Source organism: Sporosarcina sp. P7 (genome assembly GCF_002743425.1).
Classification (GTDB): domain Bacteria; phylum Bacillota; class Bacilli; order Bacillales_A; family Planococcaceae; genus Sporosarcina.
In genome coordinates this window covers 47,191-67,163 of record NZ_PDZF01000014.1, presented here as the reverse complement: position 1 = coordinate 67,163, position 19,973 = coordinate 47,191, and the positions used below count along the sequence as shown (strand labels likewise).

General features: G+C 41.8%; 17 protein-coding genes. All 17 read left to right on the top strand.

The window, feature by feature from the left end; translation table 11 throughout:
- The first annotated feature begins 56 nt into the window (after positions 1-56).
- The 17 genes from hemW (at position 57) to CSV60_RS13045 (ending at position 19,952) form a co-directional block, all read left to right on the top strand.
- The gene (hemW, locus tag CSV60_RS13130) at positions 57-1,196 is read left to right on the top strand and encodes a radical SAM family heme chaperone HemW (protein WP_099637320.1); all 1,140 of its coding nucleotides are present in this window, start codon (positions 57-59) and stop codon (positions 1,194-1,196) included.
- A 90-nt stretch (positions 1,197-1,286) separates the two neighbouring features.
- Positions 1,287-2,342 (top strand): heat-inducible transcriptional repressor HrcA, encoded by a 1,056-nt coding sequence (hrcA, locus tag CSV60_RS13125; RefSeq protein ID WP_099637319.1) that lies wholly within the window; start codon positions 1,287-1,289, stop codon positions 2,340-2,342.
- Complete coding sequence (grpE, locus tag CSV60_RS13120; protein WP_099637318.1) at positions 2,339-2,920, top strand: nucleotide exchange factor GrpE; 582 nt, start codon at positions 2,339-2,341, stop codon at positions 2,918-2,920. Before hrcA ends, grpE begins: the two co-directional genes overlap by 4 nt.
- Positions 2,921-2,958: 38 nt before the next feature.
- The gene (gene dnaK, locus CSV60_RS13115; RefSeq protein WP_099637317.1) at positions 2,959-4,794 is read left to right on the top strand and encodes a molecular chaperone DnaK; all 1,836 of its coding nucleotides are present in this window, start codon (positions 2,959-2,961) and stop codon (positions 4,792-4,794) included.
- Positions 4,795-4,929: 135 nt separating this feature from the next.
- Complete coding sequence (dnaJ, locus tag CSV60_RS13110; protein WP_099637316.1) at positions 4,930-6,051, top strand: molecular chaperone DnaJ; 1,122 nt, start codon at positions 4,930-4,932, stop codon at positions 6,049-6,051.
- A 15-nt stretch (positions 6,052-6,066) separates the two neighbouring features.
- Positions 6,067-7,011 (top strand): 50S ribosomal protein L11 methyltransferase, encoded by a 945-nt coding sequence (gene prmA, locus CSV60_RS13105; RefSeq protein ID WP_099631653.1) that lies wholly within the window; start codon positions 6,067-6,069, stop codon positions 7,009-7,011.
- 2 nt (positions 7,012-7,013) lie between these two features.
- Positions 7,014-7,754 carry a 16S rRNA (uracil(1498)-N(3))-methyltransferase gene (locus CSV60_RS13100; protein ID WP_099637315.1) on the top strand — a complete coding sequence of 247 codons (741 nt, stop codon included), beginning with the start codon at positions 7,014-7,016 and terminating at the stop codon, positions 7,752-7,754.
- Positions 7,755-8,951: 1,197 nt separating this feature from the next.
- Positions 8,952-10,706 (top strand): midas domain-containing protein, encoded by a 1,755-nt coding sequence (locus tag CSV60_RS13095; protein WP_143565347.1) that lies wholly within the window; start codon positions 8,952-8,954, stop codon positions 10,704-10,706.
- Positions 10,707-11,447: 741 nt separating this feature from the next.
- Entirely contained in the window at positions 11,448-12,806 is a 1,359-nt protein-coding gene (mtaB, locus tag CSV60_RS13090; protein ID WP_099637313.1) for a tRNA (N(6)-L-threonylcarbamoyladenosine(37)-C(2))-methylthiotransferase MtaB, read from the top strand.
- A 94-nt stretch (positions 12,807-12,900) separates the two neighbouring features.
- A complete protein-coding gene (gene deoC, locus CSV60_RS13085; protein WP_099637337.1) occupies positions 12,901-13,572 on the top strand; it encodes a deoxyribose-phosphate aldolase in 672 nt (223 codons plus the stop codon).
- Positions 13,573-13,716: 144 nt separating this feature from the next.
- Positions 13,717-13,890 (top strand): 30S ribosomal protein S21, encoded by a 174-nt coding sequence (rpsU, locus tag CSV60_RS13080; protein ID WP_029054680.1) that lies wholly within the window; start codon positions 13,717-13,719, stop codon positions 13,888-13,890.
- 829 nt (positions 13,891-14,719) lie between these two features.
- Complete coding sequence (locus CSV60_RS13070; RefSeq protein WP_099637311.1) at positions 14,720-16,054, top strand: NfeD family protein; 1,335 nt, start codon at positions 14,720-14,722, stop codon at positions 16,052-16,054.
- Positions 16,054-17,043 (top strand): flotillin-like protein FloA, encoded by a 990-nt coding sequence (floA, locus tag CSV60_RS13065; protein ID WP_099630343.1) that lies wholly within the window; start codon positions 16,054-16,056, stop codon positions 17,041-17,043. The genes CSV60_RS13070 and floA overlap by 1 nt, the downstream gene beginning before the upstream one ends.
- 36 nt (positions 17,044-17,079) lie before the next feature.
- Positions 17,080-17,598 (top strand): hypothetical protein, encoded by a 519-nt coding sequence (locus CSV60_RS13060; RefSeq protein ID WP_099637310.1) that lies wholly within the window; start codon positions 17,080-17,082, stop codon positions 17,596-17,598.
- Positions 17,599-17,645: 47 nt separating this feature from the next.
- Complete coding sequence (locus tag CSV60_RS13055; protein WP_099637309.1) at positions 17,646-17,903, top strand: YabP/YqfC family sporulation protein; 258 nt, start codon at positions 17,646-17,648, stop codon at positions 17,901-17,903.
- Complete coding sequence (locus CSV60_RS13050) at positions 17,893-18,984, top strand: sporulation protein YqfD (RefSeq protein WP_099637308.1); 1,092 nt, start codon at positions 17,893-17,895, stop codon at positions 18,982-18,984. The genes CSV60_RS13055 and CSV60_RS13050 overlap by 11 nt, the downstream gene beginning before the upstream one ends.
- A 5-nt stretch (positions 18,985-18,989) precedes the next feature.
- Complete coding sequence (locus tag CSV60_RS13045) at positions 18,990-19,952, top strand: PhoH family protein (RefSeq protein ID WP_199175292.1); 963 nt, start codon at positions 18,990-18,992, stop codon at positions 19,950-19,952.
- Positions 19,953-19,973 lie beyond the last annotated feature (21 nt).

The following is a 19,973-nucleotide window of genomic DNA, read 5'->3' as shown; positions in this document are numbered from 1 at the left end:
GGGGGCAAAGCGCCCTCTTTTTGCTGTTTACATACTCAAACAAAGGATGTGACAGCATGCGGGGAGTGTATATCCATATACCGTTTTGCCAGCAAATTTGTCATTATTGCGATTTCAATAAAGTATTTCTGAAAAATCAACCCGTCGATCAATACATCGAATCGATTGGCAAAGAATTTTATTATATGAAAGAAGCCGGCTTTTCATTTCAAGAAGTGGAAACTGTCTTTTTAGGCGGTGGCACACCGACGGCACTCAACGTTCCTCAGCTCGATCGGTTACTGACAATTGTTTCACAGTATATCGACGTCACGGCATTGAAAGAATTCACAACAGAAGCAAACCCTGATGATTTATCGGAAGGACAACTTTCTATACTGAAGGAAAGTGGCGTAAATCGCTTGTCGATCGGCGTGCAAACTTTTAATGAACGATTACTGAAACAAATTGGGCGAACACATTCTAATGAAGACGTGGAGAATGTTATTCAGGCGGCACGTAAAGTCGGCTTCGAAAACATTAGCATTGATTTAATGTACAGCCTACCGACACAAACATTGAAAGAATGGGAAGAGACACTTGATCGTGCATTGACGCTAGATCTGCCTCATTACTCCGCCTATTCATTGATCGTAGAACCGAAAACCGTCTTTTATAATCGAATGGTCAAAGGGAATTTGCCCTTGCCAGGAGAAGACATGGAAGCAGAGATGTTCTCCATGGTGATGGATCGCATGAGTGCAGCAGGTCGCGATCAATATGAAATCAGTAATTTTGCTAAACCTGAACATCCTTCGTTTCATAACCTGATTTATTGGGAAAACTCCAACTATGCAGGTATTGGTGCAGGCGCCCATGGTTATATTGGCAACGAGCGTTATGCGAACGTCGGACCGTTGACACATTACATTAATCTATTGGAGGAAGGAAAGTTACCTCGTAAAGATGTGCATGAAGTAACTCTTGCCGAATCGATGGAGGAAGAAATGTTTCTTGGTCTACGAATCATTGAAGGAATATCGATGCAAGAATTCGAGCAGAAATTCCAGCGCCCTATTCATCAAGTATTCGGTAAACCGATAGAAAAAATGCAACAACAAGGACTTTTAGAAATCGATGGAGACCATCTCCGCTTAACTAGAAAAGGTGTTTTTCAAGGGAATTCGGTATTTCAGGAATTTTTATTGGGAGATTGAGTTTGATTCGTTGACATATAAAATAGAATTTGATAAATTATGAGTAGTATTAGCACTCGAGGTTAATGAGTGCTAACAGGAGTGATGATCATGTTGACAAACAGACAATTGCTCATACTACAATTGACAGTGAAAGATTTCATCGAGTCTGCTCAACCGGTTGGTTCGAGACAACTGTCGAAAAAGCCGGAAGCGCCATTTAGTTCGGCAACGATTCGGAATGACATGGCGGATCTGGAGGATATGGGTTATTTAGAGAAGACTCACACATCATCTGGAAGAGTGCCTTCCGAAAAAGGCTATCGATTCTTTGTGGACCACTTATTGCAACCACAAGCTTTAGGCCTGGAAGACAGCTTGCAGTTACGTACGATGTTTCAGGAGAAAGTGGGAGAATCAGAAGAATTAATTCGGAAATCCGCAACCATTCTATCTGACTTAACGAATTATACGTCCATCCTACTTGGACCTGATACCTCTACGCATGCCGTCAAGAAATTCTCTATTGTTCCACTAGATCAACAACGGGCAGTGGCGATTATCGTAACGGATAACGGACATGTGGAAAATCGGATCTTTGATGTGCCACCTGGTCTCACTGCTTCGGAAATTGAGAAGACGGTAAATATTTTAAATGAACGCCTAATCGGCACATCGCTAGTGCAGTTGCAGCAAAAATTACAACTCGAAGCGAAGCATGTATTTGAACAACATATTCACCAAGCTGAACAACTATTCAGCTCCTTGCAGCAAGCAATGGCAGTGGAGCCGGAAGAACGATTGTATTTTGGCGGGAAGTTGAATATGTGGAAACAACCGGAATTTCACGACTTCCAGAAGATGCAATCATTTTTCGAACTAATAGAGAAAGGTAATCCTGCCATGGGGCTTTTCCAAAAAAACGAACAAGGGATTCAAGTTCGTATTGGTTCTGAAAATAATGTGATTGAAATGGAAGACTACAGCGTGATTACTTCCACGTACTCGGCAGGAGAGAATATGGAAGGTTCCATCGCAATTATCGGTCCGAAGCGGATGGATTACGGAAGAGTTATTACATTGCTCGATATACTAAGCAGTGATTTATCTTCCGCTCTTCATCAGTTAACAATCGGAAAAGACGGAAACGGGAGGCAAGACACGTGAAAGAAAATCAAGAGTTTGAAGAGCAACTAGATGAAAATCTTTCCGAAGATGAGCAAGAGCAAACTAAAGCGACAGAACAGCAAGATGCTGAAGAAATCGTCGAAGAGCTCACTTTAGAACAAGAGCTTGAGAAAAAGATAGATGAGTTAACAAAAGCTCTTGAAGAAGAAGAAGGTAAGAAATTACGCATAATGGCAGATATGGAAAACGTTAAGAGACGAGCTTCACTCGACTATCAAACGTTGCAAACATACCGTTCACAAAATGTAATGGTTAATGTTCTGCCTGTACTTGATAACTTCGAACGTGCACTTTCTGTTGAAGCAAAAGAGGAAGAGACGAAGGCCCTCTTAACAGGGATGGAAATGGTTTATCGTTCATTACTAGAAGCTTTAAAGTCTGACGGCCTGGAAGAAATCGAAGCGCTTGATCAAGAGTTTGATCCAAACTTCCATCAAGCAGTAATGACAGGCAATGAAGAAGGAAAAGATTCTGGAATTGTTTTGGAAGAACTGCAAAAAGGATATAAACTGAAAGAACGTGTACTACGACCATCCATGGTTAAAGTAAACGAGTAAAAAATTACAGCATTCACATTATAGGAGGAAAATTACACATGAGCAAAATTATCGGTATTGATTTAGGTACAACAAACTCAGTAGTAGCAGTATATGAAGGCGGAGAAGCGAAAGTAATTCCGAATCCTGAAGGCAACAGAACATCACCGTCCGTAGTTGCATTCAAAAACGGCGAACGTCAAGTAGGGGAAGTTGCAAAACGTCAATCCATCACAAACCCTAACACGATCATGTCTGTTAAAAGACATATGGGTACGGACTACAAAGTAGAAGTGGATGGCCAAGAATATTCTCCACAAGAAGTTTCTGCTATGATTCTTCAATACATGAAGGGTTATGCTGAAGAATACTTGGGCGAAAAAGTAACGAAGGCTGTTGTTACAGTTCCTGCGTACTTTAACGATGCACAGCGTCAAGCAACAAAAGATGCTGGTACAATCGCTGGTCTTGAAGTAGAGCGTATCATCAACGAGCCAACAGCGGCAGCACTAGCTTATGGTATGGATAAAACGGATGAAGATCAAACCATTCTAGTATATGACCTAGGTGGCGGTACATTTGACGTATCCATTCTAGAACTTGGCGACGGAGTATTCCAAGTACGTTCAACAGCAGGTGACAATAAACTTGGTGGAGACGACTTTGACGACATTATCATTGATTACTTGGTACAAGAATTCCGTAAAGAAAACTCCATTGATCTTTCGAAAGATAAAATGGCTATGCAACGTCTAAAAGATGCAGCTGAAAAAGCGAAGAAAGATTTGTCTGGTGTAACATCCACTTCCATCTCACTTCCGTTCATCACGGCTGGAGAAGCAGGACCACTACACTTGGAAATCACATTGACTCGCGCTAAATTCGATGAGTTAACAGCAAGCCTTGTAGAACGTTCCATGATTCCAACTCGTCAAGCATTAAAAGACGCAGATCTAACAGCTTCTGACATCGACCGTGTCATCTTAGTTGGTGGTTCTACACGTATTCCAGCAGTACAAGAAGCAATCAAAAATGTAACGGGCAAAGAGCCGTTCAAAGGCGTAAACCCAGACGAAGTAGTAGCGATGGGTGCGGCAGTTCAAGGTTCAATCTTAACTGGAGACGTAAAAGACGTTGTACTTCTTGACGTAACACCTCTATCATTAGGTATTGAAACAATGGGCTCTGTTTTCACAAAACTAATTGACCGCAACACGACAATCCCTACGAGCAAGTCACAAGTGTTCTCTACAGCAGCTGACAACCAGCCGGCAGTAGACATCCATGTATTGCAAGGTGAGCGTCCGATGGCAACTGACAATAAAACATTAGGCCGTTTCCAATTGACGGACATTCCACCAGCACCACGTGGCGTTCCTCAAATCGAAGTAACATTCGACATCGACAAAAACGGTATCGTCAATGTTAAAGCGAAAGATATGGGTACACAAAAAGAACAGAACATCACGATCCAATCTAGTTCAGGTCTTTCCGATGAAGAAATTGATCAAATGGTGAAAGATGCGGAAGCACACGCTGAAGAAGATAAAAAGCGTAAAGAAGAAGCAGAACTTCGCAACGAAGCGGATCAGTTAGTATTTATGGCTGAAAAGACACTTAAAGATATAGAAGGCAAAGTGGACGAAGCGGAAGTTAAAGAAGCAGAGGCAGCGTTGGAAGAATTGAAAGCTGCTAATGAATCTGGAGACCTTGAGGAAATTCGTTCGAAGAAAGAAAAACTTGACGAATTGGTACAAGCTCTATCTGTAAAACTATATGAGCAAGCTACTGCAGAAGCGCAAGCGGCTCAAGGCGATGCACAACCTGGTCAAGAAGACGACAGTGTAGTGGACGCAGATTTCGAAGAAGTAGAAGATGACAAAGATAATAAATAAGTAAATTAAAATAGCTATTGACGGAAAAGTCAAAGTCCGAATTCCGGCTTTGACTTTTTCGTTTGTTAACTTAACAAAATTCGATATTAACGTGTTACAATGAACAACAGGTAAAATGCGATGAGGGGTGCAATGATGAGTAAACGAGATTACTATGAGGTGCTGGGCGTTTCTAAATCCGCTACGAAGGAAGAGATCCGCAAAGCATACCGTACACTTTCTAAAAAGTACCATCCAGACTTGAACAAAGAAGCGGATGCGGAAGTAAAATTTAAAGAAGTAACAGAAGCATTTGAAGTGTTGAGCGATGAGAACAAAAGAGCCGAATATGATCAATACGGTCACAATGGGCCAGGTGCAGGCTTCGGTGGATTTGGCGGCGGAGGTGCAGATGGCTTTGGCTTTGAAGATATTTTCAGCACGTTCTTCGGTGGCAGTGCAAGAAGAAGAGATCCAAATGCTCCACAAAAAGGTAATGACTTGCAATATACAATGACAGTCGACTTTATGGATGCCATTTTCGGTAAAGAAACAGAAATTGATATTCCTCGTGAGGAAGAATGTGATACATGTGATGGCACGGGTGCTAAAAAAGGCACAAGCGTTAAAACATGTACGGAATGTCATGGTTCAGGTGAGGTTTCATTCGCTCAAAACACACCATTTGGTCAAGTTGTGAACCGCAGAACATGTCCTACATGTCAGGGGACAGGAAAAATTATTCCTGAAAAATGTGAAGTTTGTCGTGGTAAAGGTCGCGTAACGAAAAACAAAGTCATCAAAATAACGATTCCGGCTGGAGTAGACCAAGGACAACGTCTACGGGTAGGTGGACAAGGTGAAGCAGGAATTAATGGAGGACCTCCTGGAGACTTGTACATCGTCTTTAATGTCCGTCCACATAAACGTTTCATTCGTGAAGAGGATGATATTATACTGGAATTGAACTTGACGTTCCCGCAAGCATCATTAGGAGACGAACTCGAAGTGCAAACGGTGCATGGAAAAGTAAAATTGAAGATTCCAGCCGGTACACAAAACGGTACAACTTTCCGCCTTCGTGGCAAAGGGGTTCCAAATGTACACGGTCATGGAACAGGCGACCAACATGTGATCGTCAAAGTGACGACTCCGAAAAAAATGACGGAGCGACAAAAAGAATTATTGCGTGAGTTTGCATCAATTGAAGGGGAATCACCTGATGAGTATTCCAGCTCATTCTTCGATAAAATCAAACGCACTTTTAAAGGTGAATGAAAGGATTGACTAACTGTGAAATGGTCTGAAGTTTCCGTGCACACGACACATGAAGCAACCGAGGCAGTAGCGAACATCTTGCATGAAGCAGGCGCGAGCGGAGTCGTAATTGAAGATTCCGAAGAACCTGGAAAAGAACGAGTAGACCAATACGGTGAAATATATGCATTAGATAGAGATGACTTCCCAATCGAGGGTGTTATTATAAAAGCTTATTTGCCTGTCACTAGTTTCATCAATGAAACAGTTGAAAATCTTGAATTAGAAATTGAAAGCCTTCGTCAGTTTTCATTAAATCCTGGACGCTTTACTATAGGCATTACAGAAGTGGATGAAGAAGATTGGGCTAACTCGTGGAAACAATACTTCCATCCGGTAAAGATCTCAAAGCGTTTCACCATTGTTCCTACATGGGAAGAGTATACACCAGTGGAATCTGATGAATTGATCATCGAATTGGATCCAGGGATGGCATTCGGTACGGGCACACATCCTACGACAGTCCTCTGTTTACAAGCGTTGGAAAAATACCTTCAACCTGATCAAATGATTGTGGATGTAGGAACAGGTTCTGGAGTCCTAGCAATCGGCGCTGCTTTACTTGGGGCAAAACATATTACCGCGCTTGACTTGGATGAAGTGGCTGTACGCGCTGCACAGGAAAATGTGACGTATAACGATGCAGATGATCGCATTACCGTCTTGAAAGGTAATCTTCTCGATTCGATAGAAGAACCGCCCGACATGATTATTGCGAATATATTGGCGGAAGTGATCATGTCGTTTTCCCAAGATGCATATCAACTCGTTAAACCAGGTGGATTATTTATTACATCCGGTATCATCGGTGCGAAACGGGACGAAGTGCGCAACGACTTGATGGCGCAAGGTTTTGAGATTTTGGAAACGGTTCTCATGGAAGATTGGGTAGCGATCATTGCGCGTAAGGGTAGTGAATAATCATGCAACGTTATTTTCTAAATCAACCATTTAATGAGCAGCGTCAAGTAGCAATCGGTGGGGATGATTATAAGCATATCGTCAAAGTAATGCGCATGACGCCAGGTCAGGAAATACTGACTGTCTATGATGGCGTAGCTTCGGTAGCGATGATCGACAGTATTTCTGAAGACATCGTTACCGTTTCTCAGCAGAGACAACTGGACAAAAATAACGAGTTACCGATAGCTGTAACGATTGCCTGCGGATTGCCTAAAGGCGATAAACTGGATTTGATAACGCAAAAAAGTACCGAACTCGGTATGAGTCGATTGATTCCTTTTGCTGCCAGTCGATCCATCGTCAAATGGGATGCTAAAAAAGGCGATAAACGTATCGAACGTTTGCAAAAAATTGCTAAGGAAGCCGCTGAACAAAGTCATCGTAACCAGATACCCGAGATTTTATCCGTCCAAAGCGTCAAGCAATTGATTACGTATACAGATTCCTTTGATGTCAAATTGTTTGCGGATGAAGAAGATGCGAAAAGTGATATGCCGCATAAGATTGCGGACCGTCTGAAAAACGTTTATCATGGACAATCGATAGTAGTTGTTTTTGGACCGGAAGGCGGATTAGCGCGGGAAGAAGCCGCTTTACTTCAAGATGCAGGTTTCCTCCCTGTGTCGTTGGGGCCTAGAATCCTACGCACGGAAACAGCACCTTTATATGTATTGTCCGCTATGTCTTATGAATTTGAATGAAAGAACTGAACAACTTATGTCTTCAGTTGCTATTCATACACTAGGCTGTGGGTTGTACATTTAAATATGATTGCGTCCTTACCCTGTGGCAACGTAGGGTAACGCGCTTGGCAAAAACCACTTAAAATCACCATTTTAAGTGGTTTTTTCATTGTAATGATAGCGTGTCAGTGTAGAGTGACTTTGAAAAAGTATCCTATACGCAGATGTGTGCGTGACACCGTTTATAAAAGTAATGGATTGCGCGCGCTTATCTAAAACAATGATATTATCAATTATCGTATGAACAAAATCAGATAATGACTCGCTGCCGACTATATCCGATAAGGCTTGATGATCAACGTGGCTAGCTTGCTGTATCTCTTTGGTGATAAAAAATGCAGAGCATTACCAACAAATACCGGACTAACGCGTTTCCTCGTTTCCCAGTTCGAAGTTTTATAAACAGCGCTTCATCACAACATGATGCCAAATTGTTTTCGATTAAGCACGTGTAAAGCTGGCTAATATGTTTGATGTTAAAGAATGATAGTTAGTGTACTTAACGCAAAATTTGGTTAGGAAGAATGAATACCCTTTAAGTCAATAGGAAATAAGCGCGACTCATAATCTATAAAGAAGTGAAGAGTTATATTCCCATTCCTCTGACCTCGAAAGTTACTTTGCTTTCTACTTCTATTACAGAAAGATTTCTTTTGGAGCGCAATATTACACGAAACTTCAGATTTGTCACAAAACTTCTTTGTTTATTCCCGAATGTAACAGAGTTGGTTAGGTCTTAAGATCTCACTAGAAATATACTGAAAAAGTAACACATGCCACAAATGGAAGACTTTATCGACTTTTTTACAAAATATAAAACGAGACTCCACGGCGCTTCTGCTAGTAAGGTCCCTTGTTTTCATCTTTTTCCTTTTTAGAACTAGGACTCTGGGAACGCTTTTCAATTATGACAAAGGATAGTTTTTCCATTGAAATTTGTCACATAATTGTTATCCGCTTATTTTTTTACTTTGTTATTGTTGTAGATGCAGACGGGACATTGATAAATGATTCGTCGGAGAGCTTCATTTCGGACGAACCTGTCTTGCCTTCAAGGAGGTAGATGTACATAGCAACTTAATAGAATGCATGTTGAATGTACGGTTAGAGTGGTTGAAATTTTAATTTTTAAAAATCGAAGGGAGTTTGATGGTATTGGTTAAGGATATAAAAAATCAAAACGAAAAAAACACGAACAAGAAATTGTTGCCGTTTGTAATGTCAACTTCAATGGTAACTGCTGCATTATTCGGAGCAGGAGCCGCGTCAGCCGACGAAAAGAGTGAGGTTACACAATTTAAAAATCATGGTGAAGAAGTTTCATCTTATGCAACGAGCATTCCGGGTTCACCCGAAAAAGGAAAAATAATGCGCACCATTGCAAGTAAAAAGTGGCAAGAAAAAGCAAAAGGCGAAGATGAAACGGATGATCCTTTAGAGGAGGACGAATCAGATGACATTCCTGTAGATGGTGAAGTACCAACTGAAGATCCGGTCGATGAAGATGAAAACGCTGAACCTCCAGTTGACGAAGAGGAAGCAGATGAAGATGCGATTGATGAAGACGAAAACGCTGAACTTCCAGTTGACGAAGAGGAAGTAGATGAAGATGCGATCGATGAAGATGAAAACGCTGAACTTCCAGTTGACGAAGAGGAAGCAGATGAAGATGCGATTGATGAAGACGAAAACGCTGAACTTCCAGTTGACGAAGAGGAAGTAGATGAAGATCCGGTCGATGAAGACGAAAACGCTGAACTTCCAGTTGACGAAGAGGAAGTAGATGAAGATCCGGTCGATGAAGACGAAAACGCTGAACTTCCAGTTGACGAAGAGGAAGTAGATGTGGATGCGATCGATGAAGACGAAAACGCTGAAATTCCAATTGACGAAGAGGAAGTAGATGAGGATTCGATTGATGAAGATGAAAACGCTGAACTTCCAGTTGACGAAGAGGAAGTAGATGTGGATGCGATCGATGAAGACGAAAACGCTGAACTTCCAATTGACGAAGAGGAAGTAGATGAGGATTCGATTGATGAAGATGAAAACGCTGAACTTCCAGTTGACGAAGAGGAAGCAGATGAGGATGCGATCGATGAAAACGAAAACGCTGAACTTCCAGTTGACGAAGAGGAAGTAGATGTGGATGCAACCGATGAAGACGAAACGGAAATCGTAGAAGATTCATTAGAGGAAATAGAAGAGCCAGCTGACGAGAATATCATTGGGGATACGCCGTCAACTGACCAAATTACTGATGATACGATTATAACAGAAAATCTAGCGAATGAATATAGGTCTGTCATACAGAACTATAATAGTTTAATTGAATATTATGATTACCTCATCCAAGATCGTCTTGGTGGGATCTTGCCTCTTGAAGATGATATTGTAATCGAAGCACCTACTGAAGGCGACGACCTTGTGGCACTTCCCATTGAAGGTGAAGATGTAGAGGATGAAACAACAGACGAGGGTAATGACACACCAGAAGTTCCTGTTGGGGATGAAGAAGTAGCTGAAGACGCGACTACTAGCGATGACACTCCAGAAGTTCCTGCTGGGGATGAAGAAGTAGCTGAAGATGCGACTACTAGCGATGACACTCCAGAAGTTTCTGCTGGGGACGAAGAAGTAGCTGAAGATGCGACTACTAGCGATGTCACTCCAGAAGTTCCAGCTGAGGACGAGGAACTAGCTGAAGATGTGACTAATAGCGATGACGCTTTAGAAGTTCCTGCTGGGGACGAAGAAGTAGCTGAAGATGCGACTAATAGAGATGATACTCTAGAAGTTCCTGCTGAGAATGATGAAGCAATTCAATCAACGGTTTGGGACAAGTTAGTCGGTTATTACCAGGAAGTCGTTATAGCTTACGATTCTTTATTTAGTTCATTAAAGAAATAAAGCACGTATAATAAATTAGACTGACATAGCGATATGAGACACATATAAAACACATGATTAGGCTACCTGACACCATATTTTATGGGTGTCAGGTAGCCTAATTTTGCTTGGATACGTTCTTCATTATAATCTATTCCGGTTAAAGTACTCACCAGAGGAAGAACAATCTAATGTTGTGTATTTTACCATACTCGGACAAGTACGCCGTCTCGTTTTTCACACTAAGAGATCATCATGTTTTTGCACATGATTCATACCACACCGGGGTCAAATTTAACCAATTTCCCATTCCTGATAATTGGATTCTTTACGACTACCCTCAGGTAGTTTTTTAATAAGTTATAACTTTACTCTTTAGGAAAGCCGTGTTCGTACGTTCGCCAATTTCTTATCGTATCGACTAACAAGCAGGACTTTTTTGAAGTTTACAGACCGTTTTTACTTTCTATATAAATTGAATTAAAGATTTAGGATACACTAAGTTGATTGGAGAGGAAGGCGGCGACTCCAGCGGGAACAGCACGAGCTGAAAGCCCCGCAGGTAGCGTAGCGGACGAGGAGATTGAGGCCGTGCCCGCGGAACGCGTCCGCCTGGAACGGAAATCAACGGTTCCCATGAGATGATTACTTCTTAAGTTCAACTTATATAGTAAGGTTGCGTTATGCCCATTATGCACGATTGTGATATTATAGTTTAAGTCGTGTTTTTTATTGATTGTAATGAAAGGATGAAAAATAAATATGAGTAACAATGAGCTTACGAAAACCGTAGCTTTTCATACGCTAGGTTGTAAAGTGAATCATTATGAAACAGAAGCTATTTGGCAACTGTTCCAAGAAGCAAACTATGAAAGAGTAGAGTTTGATCAGAATTCTGATGTCTATGTTATTAATACATGTACAGTAACGAATACCGGTGATAAAAAGAGCCGACAAGTGATCCGTCGTGCCATTCGTAAAAATCCAGACGCAGTCATCTGTGTAACGGGTTGTTATGCGCAAACATCGCCAGCAGAAATTATGGCGATTCCAGGTGTGGATATTGTAGTAGGTACACAAGATCGTTCAAAACTACTTGGGCTGATCGACCAATTCCGTGAAGAGCGCCAACCGATTAATGCGGTGCGCAACATTATGAAAAACCGTGTCTACGAAGAACTCGACGTACCGTCATTCACTGATCGCACACGTGCTTCGTTAAAAATACAAGAAGGTTGTAATAACTTCTGTACATTCTGTATCATTCCGTGGGCTAGAGGGTTAATGCGCTCACGTGATCCTGAAGAAGTGATTCATCAAGCACAGCAACTTGTCGATGCAGGCTATCTTGAAATCGTCTTAACAGGTATTCATACAGGTGGTTACGGTGAAGATCTAAAAGGCTATAACTTAGCTCGTCTGTTACGTGACCTAGAACAGCAAGTAAAAGGATTGAAGCGTCTACGTATTAGTTCAATCGAAGCGAGCCAATTAACAGACGAAGTAATCGATGTATTACGCGACTCTACTATTATTGTACGCCACTTGCATATTCCTATTCAGTCAGGTTCAGATACTGTACTTAAACGGATGCGCCGTAAATATACAATGGAATTTTTCTCTGATCGTCTACAGCGCCTGAACGAAGCGTTGCCGGATCTCGCTATTACATCTGACGTCATCGTAGGTTTCCCGGGTGAAACAGAAGAAGAGTTTATGGAAACTTATAACTTTATTCGTGACCATAAGTTTTCTGAGCTCCATGTGTTCCCTTATTCGAAGAGAACTGGCACACCTGCTGCTCGCATGGAAGATCAAGTCGACGAAAGTGTGAAAAACGAACGCGTCCACCGTTTATTAACATTGAACGATCAATTAGCAAAAAATTACGCTTCTCGTTTTGAAGGCGAAGTACTCGAAGTTATTCCGGAAGAAAGCTTTAAAGACGACACTGATCAGGATCTCTATGTAGGCTATACAGATAATTATTTGAAAGTAATCTTGCCTGCAGACGAAACGATGATCGGACAAATTATAAAAGTGAAAATTACGAAAGCAGGCTATCCTTACAGTGAAGGTCAACCTGTCCGTGTACTTACAGAAGAAAAAATAACGATTTAATATGGACCACCTGTAATGGGTGGTCTTTTTCGTGCAACGAAATGTAAGCTTTGTTATACTGAAAAAAACGGTACGTAAAAAAGGAGCGCTTTCATTGACTACAAACTATGCCGCTTATATCGATCATACGCTGTTAAAGGCAGAGGCAACAAAACAGCAAGTACTGGAATTATGTGAAGAGGCTAAGAAATATTCTTTCGCTTCAGTATGTATTAATCCGACTTGGGTCAAAACAGCTGCAGAAGCTTTACAAAGCACGGAAGTAAAAGTCTGCACTGTGATTGGCTTTCCTTTAGGTGCAAGCACATCTGAAGTTAAAGCGTTTGAGACAAAAGACGCGATTGCTAACGGGGCCACGGAAGTAGATATGGTCATTAATATTGGTGCATTACAAAGTGGATTGCTTGAACAAGTACAAAATGACATTGCAGCCGTTGTAGAAGCCGCAAGAGGTAAGGCTTTAGTAAAAGTGATAATTGAAACCTCCTTGCTGGACGATATCCAAAAACGTACAGCATGTGAACTAGCAGTGCTCGCAGGAGCGGACTTCGTCAAAACATCGACTGGATTTTCTACTGGCGGTGCAACTCCAGAAGACGTGAAGCTGATGCGTGCTGTAGTAGGACCGGCAATTGGAGTCAAGGCGAGTGGCGGTGTGCGCAGTGCGGAAGACGTAGATCGTATGATGGAGTCGGGTGCAACACGCATTGGTGCGAGTTCAGGTGTTTCCATCATGCAAGGCCTATCATCATCAGCCGATTATTGATTACGGTATAAGAGTAATTCGTAAAACTTCTCATGATATTCTAATAGTTTTTATTGACCAAACAGAAAATATACGATATAATTTTATAGTACATAGCAAAGTGCTATGTTTCGAAGTGTGTGTTTGGAGGGAGGGACAAGAGATATGACTAAGACAGTCGTTCGCAAAAATGAATCACTTGAAGACGCTCTTCGCCGCTTCAAACGTACTGTATCCAAGAGTGGTACAATACAAGAGAGTAGAAAGCGTGAATTCTATGATAAGCCAAGTGTAAAACGTAAAAAGAAATCTGAAGCTGCACGTAAGCGCAAGTTCTAATTTCTGCCTACATTGAATTTTGATATTACCTACTAATGTAATTTCTTATAAACCGAAAATCCTTCCATGGATTTTCGGTTTATTTTATTGTCTGGAATTTACTAAGCCATTTATAGGAGTAGTTGGCGAAGGTCTAGGGGTGGGGATTGGCACTTTGGAGGGGACGCTTTTGAGGGTTCGCGGCGAGCCAACCAGTCGCAAGCTCCCTTGGTTGTCTCGCCTGTCGAACTGATCCTCTGGGAGTCGCCCCTCCTACGCGCCAATCCCTTGCAATGTAAATGGATGATACTTTTTGTTGTGCATTGAAGTTATGTTTATAATCTATTTTGAACTTGAACTTAATTAAGTTTAAGCACAAAAATAATTCACTCACTAGCTCCGATGAATGTTCCAAGTATCTCCACTTAATGAGTAGGATGGAAGCGGAAGCTGGCGGTGAGTGCAAAGATGTGTTCCTAACGCTTCGCTTTTACTCGCAAAAGCCGTTCTTCGTTACGGCTCTTCCCGATAGATCAGCCTGATCAAGTGAGACAACTAAGAGAGCGCAGCGATCAGTTGATTCACCGAAGGCCCATGGGAAAGCATCCGCCATCTGGAGCTTCCATCCCTTCATAGACACTAATTTAGTCTTCTAATTCAAACCTCATCCTCTACAACTTTAAACAAGGCTTCAACTATTTGCTCATTTTTATCCATATATAATCCATATACTAACAAGCAATGACACACAGAAAGAAATACTTTTATTTAATTGCGATTAAATGAAACCAAATGCTTCTTCAAACGTAAATAGTAAGTATAATAGGCAGTAGAGAGAGGTGAGAAAATAATGTCTAAAATGATTAGGTCAGTTTTTCTGCTCATTTTATTCATCGGTACAATCGCGTTGCCTTTTATACACTCAGACGCAGCTGAAACAAAAGTATATCGCGTACCCCTTCACCAAGAAGTAGAAAAGGGGCTGCATGCATTCCTACAGCGTTCATTCAAAGAAGCCAAAGCTGAAGGTGCAGAGACGATTGTGTTAGATATAGACACTCCTGGAGGGTTTGTAGACGCTGCTGACCAAATCGCCAAGCTGATGAAAACGACTGATGATGTAAAAATTATTGCTTTCATCAACGATCGGGCGCTATCCGCGGGAGCTTTCCTTGCGCTCTATGCAGATGAAATCTACATGACACCAAACGGTTCGATCGGTGCTGCACAAGTCATCGATGGATCGGGAAATGCAGCAGAAACGAAAGCCAATAGTTATTGGTTGGCGCAAATGAAAAATGCCGCAAAGCACTCAGGCCGTGATCCACAATATGCACTAGCCATGGCAAATCCCGATATCGATCTGCCAGACTTACGTGCACAAAAAGGGGAACTTCTGACTCTCACTGCTGACGAAGCTGAACAAGTGAAGTACAGTGAAGGTACAGTGGCTACATTTGATGAGTTACTTAAGAAGCTAGATTTGGAAGGAGCGCAAGTTATTTCTACAACGGAAACGTTTACAGAGAAAATGGCGCGATTCATCACCCATCCGGTCGTAGTCCCGATTTTACTTTCCGTTGCAAGTCTCGGTCTGATTGTTGAATTATATTCACCAGGCTTTGGTGTGCCGGGAAGCATGGGGTTAACCGCTCTGTTTTTATTCTTCTACGGACACACAGTAGCGGGTCTTGCGGGTTATGAAACATTGTTATTATTCCTGCTCGGCGTCGCCCTTATAATTGCCGAATTCTTTGTTGCAGGGGGGATAGCGGGGATCTTCGGAATCTTAGCTATCATAGGAAGTATTTTATTGGCAGGCACAAACTTGGCATTCATGGCAATTTCGGTGCTAATTGCGATAGCCGTAGCATGTATAGGAGTAGTGGTTATTATGAAATTCTTCGGTAAAAAACTTCATCTGTTGAACAAAATCATTTTAATGGATACGATGGATACGGAAAGCGGTTACGTCTCCAACAAAAATCGTAATGAATTGTTGCAGAAAGTTGCCACAACCATTACACCACTTTATCCATCAGGTGTCGCCGAGTTGGACGGTGAACGAATCGATGTAGTATCAGAAGGTCGTTATATCGAGAGTGGTAAACAAGTAGTTGTCGTAGCAGTAGAAGGTTTCAGAATTGTAGTAAGAGAGAAGAAAGAGGAGGAACAAGGCTTATGATGGGACTAGGAACAATCGGACTGGTAGCTGCAGTCTTCATTATCATCATCGTACTGGCGGTATTCTTTACATTTGTGCCAGTCACGCTATGGATTTCCGCAATGGCGGCAGGCGTACGGGTAAGTATCTTCACGTTAGTCGGTATGCGTTTACGTCGGGTTATCCCGAGCAGGGTAGTTAACCCGTTAATCAAAGCACATAAAGCGGGTCTAACAGTATCAATCAACCAGTTGGAAAGCCATTACTTGGCAGGTGGTAACGTAGACCGCGTTGTAAATGCATTGATTGCTGCGCAACGTGCGAACATCGACTTGACTTTCGAAAGAGCACAAGCAATTGACTTGGCAGGACGTGATGTTTTGGAAGCAGTTCAAATGTCCGTTAACCCGAAAGTAATCGAAACACCATTTATCGCAGGTGTTGCGATGAACGGTATCGAAGTTAAAGCGAAAGCTCGAATCACAGTCCGTGCAAACATCGACCGTCTAGTCGGTGGTGCAGGTGAAGAAACTGTAGTTGCTCGTGTTGGTGAAGGTATCGTATCGACAATCGGTTCTTCTATCAGCCACGCAAAAGTACTGGAAAATCCGGATATGATTTCCCAAACTGTTCTGAAAAAAGGTTTAGATTCAGGTACAGCGTTTGAAATTCTCTCGATTGATATTGCCGATGTGGATATCGGTAAAAACATCGGAGCGGAACTTCAGACTGAACAAGCGATGGCGGATAAAAACATTGCCCAAGCAAAAGCGGAAGAACGCCGTGCGATGGCTGTTGCAAGTGAACAAGAGATGAAGGCGAAGACTCAAGAGATGCGCTCGAAAGTTGTGGGTGCAGAAGCCGAAGTACCTTTAGCTATGGCAGAAGCTTTGCGTTCAGGAAATATCGGAATCATGGATTATATGAATTATAAAAATATCCAAGCAGATACAAGCATGCGGGATTCTATCAGCAAAACAGGTTCGGATCAACAACCAAAGAAAGATTAATTATAACGAGATGAATTCCCGGGAAGGGGATGCATAATGGAACAACTGATAATTTTAGTCATTATGCTGGCTCTCGGATCTTTATTCGGTAAAAAGAAAGACCAAGAAAAACCAGGTCAAAAACCGAAACGACCGCCAAGTCAGCAATGGCCAGCACAACCAACTCAACGTCAAATGAATCAGAGAGAAACTCAGCGGACCCATGCAACTCCTGAAGAGAAGCCGCGTTCGTTGAAGGAATTATCTAGGAACCTATTCGAAGATATTCAAAAGGAATTCCAAGATCTTCAACAAGAAACGAAAGATCCTGAACAGCCTGTAAAGACGCAGGCGCCTCAGTCAGAAATCTTCTATGCAGAACCTAAAAAGCCAGCTAAGTCTGCTTCTGCGTCACGTCCGGAACGTCAAACGGGCAGAGGAAGACTACATGGAGGTAAGATCATGTTAGAAGACGAACCCATTTTGCAGGAAGACTTGATTCCGAAAACTCCACAGCAGATCATGCAAGGGATTGTCTATGCAGAAATTTTAGGTCCACCAAAATCAAAACGGTAATCATGCCGCCCCCTGTCTTTTCATAGGATGAGACAGGGGGTTTTTTCATGAAAAAATTATTCGCACTTCATCCATCCATTATTTTAGATGAATTCAACTCATTGCGGATTACTGGCAACTATCGCTTGCTTGCATTAAGCGAACAATCCGTATCCTTTCAAACGAATGACTATGTCATGACTGTCAAAGGAGAAGATGTAACGGTTCTAATGCTGACTGAACAACACGCCCATATATCGATCGACGAACTGCAGGAAGTGACGGTGCGTTTTACGCCTGAAGAAGGAAACAGCCATGAGTACTAAACGATTTGAAGTTCAGGTGAAAGATGTTCGTAACGGTTCTGTTTTTCTAAGTAGGTTACAAAGAGAGCATGTCAAGATCAGCAGCTTGTATGTCTCTGGAAGTGCAATGTTTTTTGAGACGGATTCAAAAGGAATTCATATTATCCGTCGTTATAGAAGGAAATACCGTGTGAAAGTACAAATCAGGCGTAAAGGTCAGGATACAGTTCAGCATCGATTATTCGCATCTTTATTGTTCTTAATCGTCTGTCTCATCCCGCTAGTTGCCTCGTTGTTTCTGTGGAACATCACAGTGGAAAGTGATGTACCGGAAATTGCGCAACGAATGGAAACCAAGATGCAGAAAGCGCGAATTACTGCGCCTACTTTATTATCCAAATTACCGGAAGAAGATGAAATTCGTCGACTGCTGATGCAAGATGAACCCTCTCTATCGTGGATCCGGTTCTCAAAGACAGGTACTTCGTTAACTGTTTCACCGATGCTTGCTCCACTGTCCACTGAAGTGAAAGAAGAAGTGAAGGAAAAGCCATCCCATCTAGTAGCAAAAACAGGAGGAGTCATTACACGCTTTGCATTAACGAGAGGAGAAAGAGCGAGTATCATTCATCAAACCGTAAAAAAAGGTGATATGCTAGCAACAGGTATTCTAGAACAAGGAGAGAAAACGACAGTAGTAGGGGCAGATGGGGAAGTATTTGCTGACTACTGGTTAGAATGTCATTTTGAATTACCTCGTACGATTAGTTATTCGATTCAAGGAGAAGAGAATTTGGATATCAGTTGGCAAAAGCCCTGGACAGGTAAGCAGATAAAAGATATACGTTTTAGAAACCCTATTGTGATGGATAAGCTGAAAGAAACGCATATTCAGGAAGTGTTTTTGAAAAAAGGAATGGAAGAGACCATCATATTGCCATTGATCAAGTATGATTTATTGTCAAAGAAAACAAATGAGCGCATAATTAAAGAAGAAAACATTTTACATGTATCCTTTACTAATGATAAAGTGAGTGGGACTATACTATTTTTACTTAATGAAAACATTGCTGAAAAACGACCTATAACTCAAGGAGACTGAAAATATTGAGCGAACATTTACTTCAACTTCATATTGAAGAACCGAACGAAGCGATTATGCTTCTTGGCATTTCCGATCAGAACATGAACTTAATTGAAGAGGAATTGAAAGTTTCAATCCACACTAGAGGTGAAAATATCTCGATCAGTGGAGCAGAAGAACAAGCGGTAGCTGCGAAAATATTGCTCGAGCAGTTACTGAAAGTGATCCGTAAAGGTATTAATATTAATTTACGCGATGTGGCAACAGCAATAGAGATGGCAAAAAACGGCACGATTGAATATTTCTCTTCTTTATACGATGAAGAAATTGCACGCAATACAAAGGGGAAAGTCATTCGTGCAAAGACCATTGGACAAAGAGAATATGTCCAGGCAATTCGTTCAAGAGATCTCATATTTTGTATCGGACCTGCTGGAACAGGAAAGACGTATCTCGCTGTCGTGATGGCGGTGCAGGCAATGAAAACGGGTTCAGTAAAGCGAATTGTGTTGACCCGACCTGCTGTTGAAGCTGGAGAGAGCTTAGGATTCCTTCCAGGCGATTTGAAAGAAAAAGTTGATCCGTACCTTCGCCCACTTTACGACGCGTTACACGATGTGCTAGGAGCTGAACATACAGAACGTCTTATGGAACGTGGAGTCATTGAAATTGCACCACTTGCGTACATGCGTGGAAGAACGCTTGACGATGCATTCGTTATTTTGGACGAAGCACAAAACACTACGAAAGCTCAGATGAAAATGTTTTTGACTCGTCTCGGTTTTGGATCGAAAATGGTCATCACAGGTGATAAAACGCAAATTGATTTACCTCGTGGTGTAGATTCTGGTCTAAATGTTGCAGAACATATTTTGAAGAACGTGCAAGATATCCAATTCATGTATTTGGAACAAGGTGACGTAGTCCGACATCCGATTGTTGCGAAGATCATTGATGCATATGAGAAAGAGCAGTCAACTAATTAATTGACTGCTTTTTTTTGAATG

Bases quoted from the DNA above. Each gene is read 5' to 3' on its own strand.
- hemW (WP_099637320.1), top strand. From the start codon at position 57: ATGCGGGGAGTGTATATCCATATACCGTTTTGCCAGCAAATTTGTCAT.
- hrcA (WP_099637319.1), top strand. From the start codon at position 1,287: ATGTTGACAAACAGACAATTGCTCATACTACAATTGACAGTGAAAGAT.
- dnaK (WP_099637317.1), top strand. From the start codon at position 2,959: ATGAGCAAAATTATCGGTATTGATTTAGGTACAACAAACTCAGTAGTA.
- dnaJ (WP_099637316.1), top strand. From the start codon at position 4,930: ATGAGTAAACGAGATTACTATGAGGTGCTGGGCGTTTCTAAATCCGCT.
- CSV60_RS13100 (WP_099637315.1), top strand. From the start codon at position 7,014: ATGCAACGTTATTTTCTAAATCAACCATTTAATGAGCAGCGTCAAGTA.
- mtaB (WP_099637313.1), top strand. From the start codon at position 11,448: ATGAGTAACAATGAGCTTACGAAAACCGTAGCTTTTCATACGCTAGGT.
- rpsU (WP_029054680.1), top strand. From the start codon at position 13,717: ATGACTAAGACAGTCGTTCGCAAAAATGAATCACTTGAAGACGCTCTT.
- CSV60_RS13070 (WP_099637311.1), top strand. From the start codon at position 14,720: ATGTCTAAAATGATTAGGTCAGTTTTTCTGCTCATTTTATTCATCGGT.
- floA (WP_099630343.1), top strand. From the start codon at position 16,054: ATGGGACTAGGAACAATCGGACTGGTAGCTGCAGTCTTCATTATCATC.
- CSV60_RS13060 (WP_099637310.1), top strand. From the start codon at position 17,080: ATGGAACAACTGATAATTTTAGTCATTATGCTGGCTCTCGGATCTTTA.
- CSV60_RS13055 (WP_099637309.1), top strand. From the start codon at position 17,646: ATGAAAAAATTATTCGCACTTCATCCATCCATTATTTTAGATGAATTC.
- CSV60_RS13050 (WP_099637308.1), top strand. From the start codon at position 17,893: ATGAGTACTAAACGATTTGAAGTTCAGGTGAAAGATGTTCGTAACGGT.